Source organism: Corallococcus macrosporus DSM 14697 (assembly GCF_002305895.1).
Classification (GTDB): domain Bacteria; phylum Myxococcota; class Myxococcia; order Myxococcales; family Myxococcaceae; genus Myxococcus; species Myxococcus macrosporus.
In genome coordinates, this window is the sequence record NZ_CP022203.1 from 4,796,265 (window position 1) to 4,810,782 (window position 14,518).

At 73.7% G+C, this 14,518-nt stretch carries 9 protein-coding genes; 5 read left to right on the forward strand and 4 right to left on the reverse strand.

Annotated features, from left to right (window positions below; genetic code table 11):
- Nucleotides 1–77: 77 nt before the first annotated feature.
- Both MYMAC_RS19585 and MYMAC_RS19590 read right to left on the reverse strand, forming a co-directional pair.
- On the reverse strand, nucleotides 78–4,460 hold the full coding sequence (locus MYMAC_RS19585) for a tetratricopeptide repeat protein (protein ID WP_095959178.1): 4,383 nt from the start codon (nucleotides 4,458–4,460) through the stop codon (nucleotides 78–80).
- A 138-nt stretch (nucleotides 4,461–4,598) separates the two neighbouring features.
- Nucleotides 4,599–5,567 carry an alpha/beta fold hydrolase gene (locus MYMAC_RS19590; RefSeq protein WP_095959179.1) on the reverse strand — a complete coding sequence of 323 codons (969 nt, stop codon included), beginning with the start codon at nucleotides 5,565–5,567 and terminating at the stop codon, nucleotides 4,599–4,601.
- An 86-nt stretch (nucleotides 5,568–5,653) separates the two neighbouring features.
- Between MYMAC_RS19590 and MYMAC_RS19595 the strand changes: the two genes are divergently transcribed.
- A complete protein-coding gene (locus MYMAC_RS19595) occupies nucleotides 5,654–6,436 on the forward strand; it encodes a phytanoyl-CoA dioxygenase family protein (protein ID WP_095959180.1) in 783 nt (260 codons plus the stop codon).
- A 2-nt stretch (nucleotides 6,437–6,438) separates the two neighbouring features.
- Here MYMAC_RS19595 and MYMAC_RS19600 read toward each other — a convergent pair whose 3' ends face one another.
- Entirely contained in the window at nucleotides 6,439–8,499 is a 2,061-nt protein-coding gene (locus tag MYMAC_RS19600; RefSeq protein WP_239988894.1) for an ATP-binding protein, read from the reverse strand.
- Between the two features lie 206 nt (nucleotides 8,500–8,705).
- On the opposite strand from MYMAC_RS19600, the gene MYMAC_RS19605 reads away from it, so the two are divergent.
- Nucleotides 8,706–9,473: a WbqC family protein gene (locus tag MYMAC_RS19605; RefSeq protein ID WP_239988895.1), complete on the forward strand. Its 768-nt coding sequence runs from the start codon at nucleotides 8,706–8,708 to the stop codon at nucleotides 9,471–9,473.
- A gap of 7 nt (nucleotides 9,474–9,480) precedes the next feature.
- Here the strand turns inward: MYMAC_RS19605 and MYMAC_RS19610 are convergent, their stop codons facing one another.
- On the reverse strand, nucleotides 9,481–11,250 hold the full coding sequence (locus MYMAC_RS19610; protein ID WP_095959183.1) for an ATP-binding protein: 1,770 nt from the start codon (nucleotides 11,248–11,250) through the stop codon (nucleotides 9,481–9,483).
- Between the two features lie 236 nt (nucleotides 11,251–11,486).
- Between MYMAC_RS19610 and MYMAC_RS19615 the strand changes: the two genes are divergently transcribed.
- The 3 genes from MYMAC_RS19615 (at nucleotide 11,487) to MYMAC_RS19625 (ending at nucleotide 14,343) form a co-directional block, all read left to right on the forward strand.
- The gene (locus MYMAC_RS19615; RefSeq protein WP_238539748.1) at nucleotides 11,487–11,693 is read left to right on the forward strand and encodes a DUF6209 family protein; all 207 of its coding nucleotides are present in this window, start codon (nucleotides 11,487–11,489) and stop codon (nucleotides 11,691–11,693) included.
- 77 nt (nucleotides 11,694–11,770) lie between these two features.
- Nucleotides 11,771–12,685: a hypothetical protein gene (locus tag MYMAC_RS19620; RefSeq protein WP_095959184.1), complete on the forward strand. Its 915-nt coding sequence runs from the start codon at nucleotides 11,771–11,773 to the stop codon at nucleotides 12,683–12,685.
- Nucleotides 12,682–14,343, forward strand: coding sequence for an acyl-CoA dehydrogenase family protein (locus tag MYMAC_RS19625; protein ID WP_095959185.1), 1,662 nt, complete (start codon nucleotides 12,682–12,684; stop codon nucleotides 14,341–14,343). Before MYMAC_RS19620 ends, MYMAC_RS19625 begins: the two co-directional genes overlap by 4 nt.
- Nucleotides 14,344–14,518: the final 175 nt, after the last annotated feature.

Sequence of the window (14,518 nt, forward strand, 5' to 3'; positions counted from 1 at the left end):
CGCAATCAGGGCGGTGGATTCCGATTCCACTGGACTCAGCCCCGGCGCTGGAGCCGCCCGGCGGCGACGACCGACTGTCACGCTCGCGTCTCGGCGAGGATTTCCATGACGACCTCCGTCGTGGACCCCCGCCTCGCGGCCTGTTCGGCGTGACGCCGGGCCTCTTCCCGCTGCCCCAGCTTCCAGTGCATCTCCGCGATGTTCGACAGGATGGCGTGGGACATCCCCGGGTCGCCCGACTTGCCGGTGTGGCTGTCCACCGCCGACTCGTTGGCGGTGAAGGCCTTGTGGAACCAGTCGAGCGCCTCCGCGTGGCGGCCCAACACGTCCAGCGCGGCGCCGTACAGGTTGAGCAGGCGGGCGCGCCCCACCGCGTCACGCGCGATGCGGAGGGCCTGGTCGATGCGATCCAGCGCCGCGGTGGGGTCATCGCGCTCGAGCCACGCGACGCGCGCGTCGAAGAAGCGCACCTGCCCATCCTGGGGCGCATCGGCGAGCGCCGCGTCCGCCACCTGGCGCGCCTCCGTCAGGCGCCTGGCCTTCACCAGGGACCAGCCGAACTGAAGGCGAGAGAGCGTGGCCAGCCTCGTCATCTCCGCGTGGCGGCCCGCGTGGGCCGTGTTCCGGGCGAGCGCCCGCCCGAGCGCGGCGCACCGTGGGTCTCCGCGCAGCAGGCCCTGGAAAAGCAACTGGTACGCCAGCTCCGCGTCCGCCGCGCCCTCACACCCGGCCAGCGCCTCATACAGCCTGGGAAGCAGCCCACGGGACTCCCAGTACGGCCAGGCCAGCGTGAAGAAGCGCTGCCACCCCGTCCGGTGCCGCTCCAGGGGGACCTCCTGGGGCCAGAGGGGGCCCGCGGTGGCCACAGCGCTGGCGATGCGCTGCGCCGTCCACTGACGCACCGCGCTCGCCGCGCCCTCCGGCACGTCGGCGCTGAAGACGCTCGCGATGAACTCGCTTTCGCCATGCCGGGCCGCGTTGCCAGCCTTCACCGTCTCCTCGTCGGGCGCCCAGCCACCGCGCACCAGAGGGAGCAGGAGCCAGTCCGCGTCGGCGCCTCGCTGGGCGCGCGCGGACAGGAGCGCGGCCCGCAGCCGGGTGAGGCGCGCGTCGCCCACCACCGCGAGCGCGCGCGCCAGCACCGCGTCCCCCTCCCCCGGCGACGCGAGGTGCTGCTCCAGCAGGGGCACCGTGGCGTCCTCGTCCGCGCGGCCGACCTCCACGCGCGCCTGGAGCGCCAGCCGCGTGTCACGGGCGTCCACGAGGCCCAGCAGGCGCGCGTGGGCCTCCGCGTGGCCGCGCCGGGCCAGGGCGAGGAGGCCCGGCAGCCCCTGGTGGACGTCGCGCGCGGCCACGGCGAGCCACGCGCGCGCGCAGCCCTCCAGGTCGACGTCGAGCAGCTCCAGCGAGAGCCGGCCGGCGGCCTCATGCCCTTCCCGCTCGAGGAGGGACAGCACGTCGGCGCGGACGGCGGCGTCGCGGCGCGCGCGCGCCACCAGGTTCGGCATCGACATGCCCGCCTCCGCGGCGCTCAGCAGCTCGCGGAGCGTCCGCCCGGCGCGCGGCGCGTCCGCGGCGCGGAGGCGCGGCGCGGCGCCCCCGCCCGGGAGGACGTCGAGGACCTCGAGGCCGTCCTCGGTGTCGAGCGCGAGCAGGAAGGTCCGCGCGGGGGAACGGTGCGCGAAGGCCGCCGCGGCTTCTCGCAGGAGCGCGCGGCACACCCGGAGCTGCTCATACGTGGCGCGCTGCTCCCGCGCGGCCTCCAGCGCCTGGGTCTGTCGCTCCTCGGCCAGGGAGGCCCCGGGGGCGCGCAGGGCCGGCGGCGGCGGCGCCACCGCACCGAGCGGCAGCCCCTCCGAGGTGTCAAACCCGAGCGACACGACGCTGCAGGCCGGCTGGCCGCGCACGCCGGCCCAGAGCCCCGTCATCCAGGTGAGGACGAGCCCCCCCAGGGGCGCGCGGCCCTCGCCGGAAGGGGCCCGGACACCGTCACGCGCCCACGCCTCCAGGTGGCCGAACAGCCACTCCCGCACGCGCGGGAGGAGCGCCTCGACGTACGCGGCGAAGGGCGCCGCGTCTATCTCCACGGACGACAGCGACAGCACCGTGTCGCGGGTGACGGCGGCGCCCTGCCTCCCCCGGAGGGTGAGGGCCCGGGGCCCGAGGCGGGAGGCATCCTCGCCCACCAGGAAGACCTCGCGCGCCGCTTCGCCCGCGACCTCCACCACGCGGCCGCGCGACGAGAAGGCCCAGGGCGCCGCGTCGCTCGTCGCGGCCCTCGGGGAGGGGCCCAGGTGCAGCTTGTGCGTGCCGCGCAGCGCCTCGCCCACCTCCACCAGCCAGATCCACTCGTCCCGGGTCAGCGCGGCGGCCCCCTCGCGCGTGGCGACGAGCTCGAAGTCCACGTCGTCAACCCAGCGCCGCAAGGGGACGGGCCACGTGGGCTCGCTCACGTCGAAGAGGGCCAGGTGCCGCCCGGCGCGGACGAGGAGCCGCCCAGGCCCGGTGAAGCCGAGCTCGCCAATGCGGCTGGAGCCCGGCATGGCGAGCGGCGCCAGCCACTGCAACGTGTCGCCGGTGGCGCGGTAGAGGCCAATCGCCTCGCCGCTCGCGCAGGCCAGGAGCGCGCCTTGCGCGGCCATGGGGCCATCCCCCGCGAGGGGGCGCTGGAGCGTCGCTCGCGCCTGGCCCGCAGCGTCCAGCAGCACGAGCGTCGAGCCCACGGCCGCCACGACGCCGGACGCCACGGCGACGAGCTCGTCGATGCGGGGGCTGAACGTGGCGAGCGTCTTCGGCCCGCCGTCCGCGCGGTACTCGCGCAGCGTGCCCTCCTTGTCGGCCCCCCACCAGCTCCCATCGGGGCGCTCCACGAACGCGAGGAGGTACGCCCGCGCCGACGCCGCGTCCTCGTCTTCCAGCGGCGCAATCAGCGCCCGCGTGGCGGGCTCGACCGCGAGGACCCGCGCCGGCTCCAGCGGGAACGGGGAAGGCGTCAGCCGCTCGCAGGCGGCGCGGCTGGCGCGCACGGCCGCTTCGACGGCCCGGTGCGCCCTCAGGAGGGGGCCCAGCTCCGGCGAGGCCTCCACATGGACGAGCAGGTGCTCACGGACCCCTTCGGCGAGCGCGGCGCGCAGCGTGGCGGCCGCCTGCGCCTGCCGCAGCAGCGCGAGCACCGCCAACGCCTCGCTTTCGGCATCGGCCTTGTCGACCAGGGGCAGCGCTTCATCGATGCGCCCGAGCCGGCCGAGCGCCAGCGCCCGCTCCGGGAGGGCGTCATGGCTGGCCACGCGCAGTACGTCCTCCCAGCGCCCGAGCGCGGTGAGGGCCCGCGCCTCCATCCAGGACGGGCGGTCCGCCTCGGGGAGCTGCTCGACGAGGGCCAGCGCCGCGGCCCACTGCCCGGCGTCCAGCGCGTCCGAGGCCAGCGCGCGACAGAGGGCGGCGCGCGTCGGCGCGGCCACCTCGGGCCCCGCCAGGAGGCCGCTCAGCCGCTCGAAGCCGACGACACGCGCCAGGCCGGTGGCGTACCGGCGCTGATCCTCCACGGTGGGGAGCGCGGCCAGGGTGGCCGCCACCTCCGCGGCGCCCGAGGGCGGCGGCGGGAGGTCCCCCGCCTCGAGCCCTTCGCCGGCCCTGAAGAACCCGACCAGGGCGGTGATGATGGCGGCCGGCGGCGGCCCACCGAACCGGGGGTGGGTGTGACCCGCGCTGAAGCGCACGTCGAAGTCCTCGCCCTCGAAGCGCGCGGTGACGTGCAGCGCCTTCCGGTCCACGCCGGCCCGGACGACCTGGGCACGGGACCAACCGCGGATGGAGGGCGGCCCGCCGTCCTCCCCCTCACCCTCCGGGTAGAAGAGGACCAGCGTGTCGCCCTCGAGGGACGCGCTCGGATAGGCGCTGCCGTAGCCGTGCTCCTTCCGGTGCTCCCGCAAGGGCCAGAGGGGGGCGCCTCGGGGGTGGCAGAAGGAGACGAGCTGGGCCTCGGCCCCGCTCATGGACACGAAGACGCCCACGGGCTGTGCGAAGCGCTCCGCCAGCAGGCGCGTGCCCAGCTCGATGGCGGTGGCGACGAGGGCGCGGTGGAGCTCGAGCCACCAGGCCAGGAAGGAGGCATTGCGCGCCGCATCGTGGAAGTAGAGCGGCGCGAGCGGCGTCCATTCCGCGGGCGGTGGGAGCGTCCGCTCCCCCCGGGACAGCGCGTCGAGCTCGTCGAGCCACGGCGTCAGCGAGACGAAGCCAGCGGCCGCCGAGGACCCCGTCACGTCAGGGTAGCGGTCCCATTCGGTGCCGAGCCAGACACCCACCCGCAGCCGGTCCTGGGTGGGGGCGAGCACGATGACGCGCAGGTCGTCGGCGTGCACCTCGTCCGCGAGCCTCGCGGTGATGATGTCCAGCAGCTCGCTGGGCCAGGTGGCCGCGAAGGCGGGGCGCCGGGCGTGGTGAAGCGCGGGGAGTGCCATGCGCACGCAACAAACCACGGGCCCCCGACCCACGGAAGACGCGCCGGTGCCCCACGACAGGCCGCGGGCCAGCAGCCGCCGCGCCAGCGTCCACGGCGCGAAGGCGGCTGACCGGGCTGGAGGCCGTGGAGCGCCTTCTCAGCGGGGAGGCACCGGAGCGTGCTCCCCCACCGCGTGGGGCGGCTCCAGGCCGTGGTCCACGAGGAAGACGCGGACCGCCTCGGCGATCTCCGCCCCCGCCTCCAGGAGGCCGGCGTGCCCCGCGTCATCCACCCGCATCCAATGCGCGTGCGGCATGATGTGACGCATCCGCTCCATTTCGCCCAGCGGGACGAGCAGGTCGTTGCTGGCGGCGACGATGAGCGTGGGGACCTGCACGGTGCTGGCCACGTCCCAGGCGTGGCCTTCCACCATGCCCCGGAGCGTGTACCAGTACGCCTTGGGGCTCATCCGCCGCAGCGCGCGCATGAACTCGTCGATGTCCGCCCTGGGGGCCCGCGCCCGGAGCGCGCCCACCATGCGGCCCAGCGGGTAGGCGAAGCGGCTGGCCATCACCGCGTGCGCCAGGGGCGCCGTCAGCGGCAGCGTGGGCGTGGCCAGCTTGAGCATGCCCCGGGTGGCGGCCAGGAAGGCGCGGGCGGCGGCGGTGTCCGAGCCCGAGCCGAAGGCCCCCGGCGCCCCGGCGATGAGCGTCATGGACGGCACCAGGTCCGGCCGCCGCCGGTACAGGTCCAGCAGGACGCGCACGCCCATGGAGTACGCCACGTGGTGCGGCGGGCGCCCGTCGCCCCGGGCCATCACCGCCTCGGTGACGCGCTCCAGGTCGCCCACGTGCACCGGGATGCGGTAGCCGTCCGCCTGGGACTCGTCGCTGCTGCCGTGGCCACGGTAGTTCCAGTGCACCACCCGGTGGTCCTGCTCCAGGTTGCCCACCAGGTAGCGCCAGAAGTTCTCCGAGGAGCCAATCCCGTTCGTCAGCAGCACCGTGGGGCGGCTCGCCAGGTCGGTGTCGGCGGAGGCCTCCCGGAGGTTGCCGAAGTGGGTATGCCAGGCGACCCGGGTACCATCCGGGGCAGTCACAAAGCGCGTGGTGCGACGGTAGGGCATGCCACCTCCAACCATGCGGCGCCCGGGCCAGGGGCGCAAGCATCAACCTGCCCCACCGGGCGCGGGGCGGGGTATGAGGGGGCGCCATGCTCTGCGTCGACGTGGAACGGTTCGATATCACCCCTGCCCTGGCCCACTACGCCGAGCACGGCTACGCGAGGCTGGGACGCGTGCTGGGTGACGCGGGCCTGGAGGCGCTCCGAGAGCGGGCCGACGACCTGATGCTCGGCCGCGTCGTCCACCCCGGCCTCTTCTTCCAGCCCGACGCCGCCACCGGCCGCTACGAGGACGCCCCCCTGGGCCTGGGCTGGCAGGGGCCGTCGCTGGACTACCGCAAGCTGGAGAAGTTGGAGAAGGACCCGCGCTTCCTGGCGTGGCTGGAGAACCCGCTGTTCGAACGCGTGGCCCGGGCCTTCCTCCCCGGGGACATCGTCCTCTACCGCGCCATCCTCTTCCACAAGGGGCAGGCGGGTGGCAGCAACCTGCCCTGGCACCAGGATGGCGGCAGGCTGTGGGGCATCACCCGCGAACCGGAGCTCCAGATATGGACCGCCCTGGATGACGCGCCCGAGGACGGCGGCTGCCTGGAGGTCATCCCCGGCAGCCACCGGGGCGGCCTGGTGACGGCGCTGGGCGGCGTGGTGCCCCCGGACGCGGTGGCGGCGGCCCACGCGGAGGCCCGCGCCGTGCCCCTGCCAGCCCGGGCGGGTGAGGCCCTCCTCATCCACAACCACCTCTGGCACCGCTCCGGCCGCGGGCGCCCGGGCCTGCGCCGCCGCGCCTTCTCCGCCTGCTACATGGACGCGGACGTGCGCTGCGTGCGCAAGAAGAAGGCCCCGCGCGTCTTCCCGCCCGTGTTCCGCCGCTGAAGTCAGCCCACCAGGGGCATGCGCGGCGGCGGCTCCAGCGCGCGCCGCACCACCGGCAGCGAGACGCGGAAGGTGCTGCCCCGCCCCTCCTCGCTCTCCACGGAGATGTCGCCGCCAAAGCCGGTGACGATGCCGTGGCAGATGGACAGCCCCAGGCCCGTGCCCTCCCCCACCGGCTTGGTGGTGAAGAAGGGGTCGAAGATGCGCGCGCGCACCGCTGGCGGCATGCCCATGCCTGTGTCCCGCACCTCGATGATGACGCGGTCCCCGGCCGTCTCCAGGCTCAGCCGCACCTCGTGCCGCTCCGGCTGGCCTGGCGGAATGGCCTGCGCGGCGTTGATGAGCAGGTTGAGGAACACCTGCCCGAAGCGGCCCTCGTTGCCCTCCACCAGCGGGACCTCGCGGTAGTCGCGGACAATCCGCGCGCGCTGCTTCAGCTCGCTGCGCGCCAGGGTGATGGCGGACTCCAGCACCGCCTGGACGTTGACGGCGGTGGCCACCTCGTCGTCGCCCCGGGAGAAGGTCCTCAGGTCCCGGACGATCTGCCGCACGCGGTGGGCGCCGTCCGTGGCGTCACGCAGCACCTCCTCCAGCTCCGCCACGCGGCCGGAGGGCAGCTCCCGCGTCAGGGCGTGCAGCTCGCCGGAGAGGAACGACAGGTTGGAGAGGACGAAGGCCAGCGGGTTGTTGATTTCGTGCGCCACGCCCGCCGCCAGCGTGCCCACCGCCGCCAGCCGGTCCGACACCACGAGCTGCGCCTGCATCGCCTTGCGGTCGGTGATGTCCATCGCCACGCCCGCCAGCAGCCGCCGCCCCGAGCGCTCCCGCACGATGAAGCGGTAGGTGAGCCAGTGGCGCTCGGCGCCGTCGGGGGCGGGGATCATCGACTCGGTGATGCTCTGCCGCCCGGACGCCAGCACCGCCTCGTCGTCCCGGCGGCTCTGCTCGGCGGAGGCCGGCGGCATCAGGTCCAGGTCCGCCACCTGGGACAGGTCCGTCCCCGGCGGGTAGCCGAAGAAGCGGCAGTAGCGCGCGTTCACCCAGAGGCGGCGGCCCTGCTCGTCCTTCATGAAGGCCACCGCGGGGATGTTGTCCATGAAGGACGCGAACAGCTCCTGCGACTCCTCCAGCGCCCCCAGCGCGAGCGTGTTCTGCGCCATCAGCTCCTGCCGCGCCTGGGCCTCGGCCGCGTTGCCCATGGCCGCGCCGAGCATGCCCGCCATCAGCTCCAGCGTGCGCACGTCCCGGTCATCGAACGCGTTCGGCCGCCGGCTGGTGACGTTGAGCGCGCCCACCGGACGGCCCTCGCGCCACAGCGGGACGCAGATCATGGACCGCGCGCCCACCTGGCGCAGCGCCGTCACGTTGACCCGGACGTCCGCCTCCGAGTCATCCGTGCGCATCACCTCGCCCCGCACCAGGCTGGTGCCGGTGAGGCTGCCCTCCACCTTCAGCCGGAAGCCGATGAAGGGCGCCAGGCTGCCGGTGGCCACCAGGTAGTTCACCTCGTCGGCGGCCGGCTCCAGCAGCGCCACCGCCGCGCCATCCGCGCCACACAACACGCGCGAGCGCTCGCACAAGAGGCGCATCAGCTCGTCGAGCCCGAAGCCCGCCATCGCCACGTCCGACTGCGCCTGGATGATGGAGGCCAGCCGCTCCAGCTCACCGCGCGCCTCCGCCTCGGACGTGCGCCGTTGCCGCCGCGCCGCCACCCGGCGCTCCAGCAGCACGCGGCGCGCGCGCACCTGCACCGCGCAGAAGGGCTCCACCAGGAACTCGTCCACGCCCGCGGCCAGCAGCGGCTCCAGCGCCTCGTCGGTGGCCGCCGGCGCCAGCCCCAGCACCAGCGGCTCCTCGGGCCGCGCCCACGTCCGCAGGGTGTCCAGCCAGCGCGCGCCCTTCGTCAGGTCGGCGGCGTCCACCACCAGCACGTCCACCGGGCCGTGCCCCAGCGCCGCCCCCGCCTCCACCAGGTCGGCGGTGACACACACGCCCTGCCCCTGACGCCGCAGCTCCTCCACCACGGGATGACGGGTATCACTGGTGAGACACAGGAACTTCATCCGGTCGCCCTGCTCCGTGGCCCCAAACACACGGGGTGAAATACTACGGTGCTGTAGCACGGCATTTCCAGCGGATGACACAGGGAGCGGGCGGGGTCGAAAACACCCCACGACACCGCAAGGACGTGTGGGCCCGAGGGCAAACGAGGGCTCGCGGGGTGGCGCGCCGGCGCTATCCTCCGCGTGTGCCGGGCATCCCTGGAGTCGTGGTCGCCGAGCAGCCGCACTACCTGCCGTGGGTGGACTTCCACGAGCAGCTGGCCCGCGCGGGGACCTTCGTCGTGCTGGACAACGTGCAGTGGCTGCGGCGCGGCTGGCAGCGGCGCACCCGCGTGGCCCTGCCGCACAACGTGCCCCTGCCCCCGCCCACCGAGCCCGGCTTCCAGTGGATGTCCATTCCGTTGGAGGCCCCGCGCCGGGACGCCCTCATCAAGGACCTGGCGGTGGACGCGCGCCAGCCCTGGGCCCGAGAGCACCTGCGCAGGTTGGTGTCGCTGTACGGGAGGCGGCCCTGCTTCGCCTCGCAGGTGCTGCCCCGGCTGGAGCCCTTCTACGACGCGGCGGCGCGCGAGTCGGGCCCGGGCTCGCTGCTGCGGGTGCTGCTGGCGAGCATGGCCCTGTTCAACGAGCCGCTGGGCCTGACGCCGAACCTGGTCCTCGCTTCCACACTGGACAAGCAGGGGGAGGACAAGTCCGCCCGGCTGGTGGCGTACTGCCGGCAGCTCGGCGCGCACACGTACTACTCGGGGCTGGGCTCGTCGCTGTACCTCCAGGTGGGCCTGTTCCGGGACGCGGACGTGCGCGTGCTGTGGCAGCGCTTCCGGCATCCGGAGTACGCGCAGGGCCGCCCGGGCCGCTTCGTCCACGGCATGTCGCTGGTGGACGTGCTGTCCAACGTGCCGGTGGACGAGGTGCGAAGGTGGCTGGAGCCGTCGCCGTGGGGGCCGTTCGCGCCCCGGCCCCCGGGCGACTGACGGCGCGTCAGCCCGCGGAGGCGGACGTCGCCTCCGGCTTGTCCTTGTCGAAGCGCACGAAGTAGCCGCGCACCGCGGAGTCCAGCAGCTCCGTCGTCAGGCGCGGCTCCTGGCCCTGGTAGTGGGCCATGTCGATGACCTGGTCCAGCAGATCCCGAGGCTGGCACGCGGCGAACGGGCGCCCCACCGGGCGGTAGTGCGCGTCGATGAGGTAGTCCACCGCCGCCGCGTTGTAGGGCACGCCGCGCTTGCGGCACATGACCTGGAAGATGTCGTGGAACTGCTCCTCGTCCGGGCGCTGCACCTCCAGCTTGTAGCGGACGCGGCGCAGGAAGGCGTCATCCACGAGGTCGCTGGGGTCCAGGTTGGTGGAGAAGGCGGCGAAGACGTCGAAGGGCACCTGCAGCTTCTTGCCGGTGTGCAGGGTGAGCATGTCGATGTCGCTCTCCAGCGGGACGATCCACCGGTTGAGCAGGTCCTTGGGGGACACCTTCTGCCGGCCGAAGTCGTCGATGAGGAGCATGCCGTTGCTCGCCTTCATCTGGAACGGCGCCTCGTAGTACTTCACCTCCGGCGAGTACACGAGGTCCAGCATCTCCAGCGTCAGCTCGCCGCCCACCACGACGAGCGGGCGGCGGCAGCGCACCCAGCGCCGGTCATACGGCTGCATGCCGGGCTCGTCCTCCACCGCCTTGTGGAGGTTGGCGTCGAAGATGCGCACCACGAAGTCGTCAATGAGGATGGCGTGGGGGATGAAGATGTCCCCGTCGAAGCAGTTCACCATGCCCTGGCAGATGGCCGTCTTGCCGTTGCCCGGGGGCCCGTAGAAGAAGATGGCGCGGCCTGAGTTCATCGCCGGACCGATGCCGTCGAAGATGTAGTCCTTGATGATGAGGTCGCCGAACTTGTCCTGCATGCGCGCGCGGGTGATGCGGTTGCCGCGCACGGTCTGCCGCTTCACGGCGGCCGCCCACTCCAGGAAGGGCACGGGCGCGGGGCCGTTGTAGCGGTTGCGGTCGAGCACCTGCCGCAGCATGTCCGTCACGAACGTGGTGAGCTGGTAGATCATCGTCGACTTGCCCACGCCCGAGCCGCCACCGCCGCGGATGTCGATGTACTTCTGGCGGCGCAGCCCCTCGATGACGTCGTCCACCAGGGCCGTGGGGAGCTGGAGGCGCGCGGCGATATCCATGCCGCGCATCTCACCGGAGAAGAAGAGCGCCTTGAGGACCAGCTCCTCGACGAAGGTGGTGTTGAGGCCCGTCTCGCCCAGCGTGCGCGGCTGCGCGGGCCAGAAGCGGTCGCCCGGGCCGGCCCCACCCTCCTCGCCCCGGCGGAACGCGCGGCGCTCGGGGCCGTTGTACCCCGCGCCAGCGGCGCCGCCGCGGCGATCCGGCCCGGCGTACTGGGAAGGCCCGGGGCCGCGGCGCTCACGGTGCTCCGGCGGCGCGACGATGACGGAGGGCAGCGTGGCCGGCGCCTGGGGAACGCCCCGGCGCTCGGGCGGCGCGGACGAGGCGCGGCGCTCGGTGGGGAACTCCGGCTCGTCCGGCTCCGGCGGGAGCGCGGGACGGGAGCCAGTGGTGGCGCCCGGGGGGCGCGGCGGGAGCGCGGCGGACGCCCCCGTGACACCGACGCGGGGACGCGGCGGCCCCGAAAGGACCGGCGTGGGAACCGTGGGGGGCACCACCGCCGTCTCCACGGGGGTGACGCTGCGGCTGGACTCGTCGCTCGACGAGCCGGACTCCGGGGATGGCGGTCGCCTGAACAGTGACATGCGGTGGTCGCTCCAGGGTGTTCGCGCCGGAGCCTACCGCATCGGTCCGGTTTGGACGAAACGGAGTTGCGGATGAAGCCGGGACTTCGAGGCTGGAGGGCCGGGACGGGTGGAGCTGAGGAGCGCTGTCAGCCACCTCGGCCATAGTGCGGCGGCGAAGCCCACCCCCACCCAGCATTGGAGCGTTTCGTGAAGCGACGCTCCTCTACAACGGCGCGCCCACGTGGGACGTGGGCGTGCGCTGGCGCTTCGACAACGGGGTGATGGGCGAGAAGAGCGTCACCACCACCAGCGGCTATACGCGCACCGGCACGCCCGTCACCATCATCCCGCCCGCCGGCGCCACGTCCGTGCAGCTCTGGTTCGAGAACTGGGACCGCGGCTCCTGCCGCCGGTGGGACTCCGACTACGGCGCGAACTACACCTTCGCGCTCCAGCCGTAGCCCGCCTGGAGGCGCCCGGCGGGATGCCACCGGAATCCCGCCGGCCTGACATGTGACGCCTGTAGTAGACGCCTCACATGACCTCCACCCAGGCGCGGAACGCGGCACGGCCGTGGCTTCTGCTGCTGCCGCTCCCCGCCATGCTCCTGGGCGCGTTCACCGCCTGGCGCAGCGGCGCGCCCGCCGGCGCCTTCATCCTCAACGCGGCGGCCGCGGCCCTGGGCGCGGGCGTGGCGGTCCTGCTCGGCCGCCAGCCGGGCCTGACGCTCCCGCGAGCCGCCACCCCGCTCGCCGTCATCGCAATCCTGGTCACCGCGTCGACGCTCCTGTTCCCCGGACTGGAAGGCATTCACCGGTGGGTGGCGCTCGGACCGGTGCGCCTCCACGCCTCCGCCATCGCCACGCCGTGGGTGCTGCTGGGCATGAGCGCCGCCCTGCACCAGCGCCTCGCCGTGTCCGCCGCGCTGGCGCTGAGCATGGCCGCGGTCCACGCCGCGCAACCCGACGCGGGCCAGGGGACGGCCTTCGCCCTGGCGGCGAGCGTCCTGCTCGCCCGCGCCCAGTTGGCCCCCTGGCCCGCACGCGCCGCCACCTGCGCCGGGGTCCTCGCGATGGGCGCCATGGCCTGGCTCCGGCCCGACCCGCTCGCCGCCGTCCCCCACGTCGAGCGCATCGTGCAGTTGGCCGCCGGACTGACGCCCGTGCTGGGCGCCGTGGCCGTGCTGGCGCTCGCGCTCCTCCTGGTACCCACCGTGCCCGGCATCACCGTGGGACGGGACCTCTCCCTCGGCCTCGCCGTCTACCTCGCGGCGACGCTGTGCGTGCCGGCGCTCGGCAACTTCCCCGTCCCCGTCATGGGGGCGGGCGCGGGCCCCGTGCTGGGGTGGTACCTGGCCACGGGGATGCTCATGGCGGCGGCCCGGCGGCCCCCAGGGTCATCGCCCCCACGTCGGGCGCCCCGCCCGCCGCGGGGTGGTACCTTGGAGGCATGAGCTTCTTCCAGGATCCGCCGAGGCTGGGCAATCAGTACGACGATGATTCGCTGCTCCAGAGCTACCTGGCGCGCACCCTCCCGGACGACTTGCGGCGCGGCTTGACGGACGAGTTCCTCGAGCTGGGAGACCTGGGCGGGGATTACTTCTACCGCTTCCAGCTCCGCGACCGGCTCAACGAGCCGGAGCTCACCCAGTGGGATGCGTGGGGTCACCGCGTCGACCACATCGAGGTGTCCCCGCTCTGGAAGGAAGCGGAGGCCCTCGCCGCGCGGCGCGGGCTGGTGGCCACCGCCTACGAGCAGAAGAGCGCCGAGCTCAGCCGCGTCCACCAGTTCGTCCTCAACTACCTCGTGCAGCCGTCGCTGGACGTGTACTCGTGTCCGCTGGCGATGACGGATGGCGCGGCGCGCTCGCTGCTCACGCTGGGCAATCAGGCGCTCATCGACCGCGCCCTGCCCCACCTGACGTCCCGGAATCCAGCCACGGCGTGGACGTCCGGCCAGTGGATGACGGAGCGCACCGGCGGCTCGGACGTGGGCCTGACGCAGACGGTGGCGCGGCAGACCCCCGAGGGCTGGCGGCTGTCCGGCACGAAGTGGTTCACCTCCGCCACCACGGCGCAGATGGCGCTCACGCTGGCGCGGCCGGAAGGCAACGGCCCCGGCGGCAAGGGCCTGGCCCTGTTCTACGTGGAGACCCGGGACGCGGCCGGCAAGCTCAATGGCATCCAGATCAACCGGCTCAAGGACAAGCTGGGCACGCGCAAGGTGCCCACCGCGGAGCTGACCCTGGACGGCACGCTGGCCGTCCCCGTGGCGGGCCTGACGGACGGCATCCGCAACATGGCGTGGATGCTCAACGTGACGCGCACCTGGAACGCGGTGGGCTCCGCCTGGAGCATGCGCCGGGCGCTGGCCCTGGCCCGGGACTATGCCCAGCGGCGCGTGCAGTTCGGCGCGAGGCTGGCGGACAAGCCGCTCCACGTGGACACCCTGGCGGGGCTGGAGGCGGAGTTCCAGGCGGGGTTCCTGCTGGCCTTCCGCGCCGTGGAGCTGCTGGGCCGCATGGAGGCGAAGGTGGCCACGGAGCAGGAGCTGCTCCTGCAACGGCTGGTGACGCCGCTGGCGAAGCTGACCACGGGCCGGCAGGTGGTGCACGTCACCTCCGAGGTCACCGAGTCCTTCGGCGGCGCGGGCTACGTGGAGGACACCGGCATCCCCCGTCTCCAGGCGGACGCCCAGGTGCTGTCCATCTGGGAGGGCACCACGAACGTCCTGTCCCTGGATGCCCTGCGGGCCCTGGCGAAGGAAGGCACGCTGGAGGCGCTCTTCTCCGAAGTGGAGACCCGGCTGGGCCAGGTTCGGGACGCGGGCTTGCGGCCGTGTGTCGGCGCCGCCCACGCCGCCCTGGAGCACGCGCGGGCCTGGGTGTCGGGCGCCCTGGAGAGTCCCACCACCCTGGAGGCCGGGGCCCGGCGCTTCGCCTTGACCCTGGGGCGGACGCTGGAGCTCGCCCTGCTGAGCGCCCATGCCCAGTGGTGCCTGGACCAGGGGCATGGCCCCAGGAGCAGGGCCGCGGCCCGGCGCTTCGCGTCCCATGGCGTGAATCTCATCCAGCAGGAAGCGAGCCTGGAGGACGCCCGCCTCCTGGCCTGAAGCAACGCAACACGTTGCTCCAGGCGCAATCAATCACATTCATTTCCAACTCCTCGATGCCGGCTGAATCGACTCGCGAGAATCGATAACGCCGGCCCCGGGCTGTCCTGCCCCTCACTTCGGGACAGGCGCCCTCGAAGGCACGCGACCGTCGGCTCGGCGACGGCGTCAATCC

Bases quoted from the DNA above. Each gene is read 5' to 3' on its own strand.
- MYMAC_RS19610 (WP_095959183.1), bottom strand. From the start codon at position 11,250: ATGTCACTGTTCAGGCGACCGCCATCCCCGGAGTCCGGCTCGTCGAGC.
- MYMAC_RS19595 (WP_095959180.1), top strand. From the start codon at position 5,654: ATGCTCTGCGTCGACGTGGAACGGTTCGATATCACCCCTGCCCTGGCC.
- MYMAC_RS19600 (WP_239988894.1), bottom strand. From the start codon at position 8,499: ATGAAGTTCCTGTGTCTCACCAGTGATACCCGTCATCCCGTGGTGGAG.
- MYMAC_RS19585 (WP_095959178.1), bottom strand. From the start codon at position 4,460: ATGGCACTCCCCGCGCTTCACCACGCCCGGCGCCCCGCCTTCGCGGCC.
- MYMAC_RS19620 (WP_095959184.1), top strand. From the start codon at position 11,771: ATGACCTCCACCCAGGCGCGGAACGCGGCACGGCCGTGGCTTCTGCTG.
- MYMAC_RS19590 (WP_095959179.1), bottom strand. From the start codon at position 5,567: ATGCCCTACCGTCGCACCACGCGCTTTGTGACTGCCCCGGATGGTACC.
- MYMAC_RS19625 (WP_095959185.1), top strand. From the start codon at position 12,682: ATGAGCTTCTTCCAGGATCCGCCGAGGCTGGGCAATCAGTACGACGAT.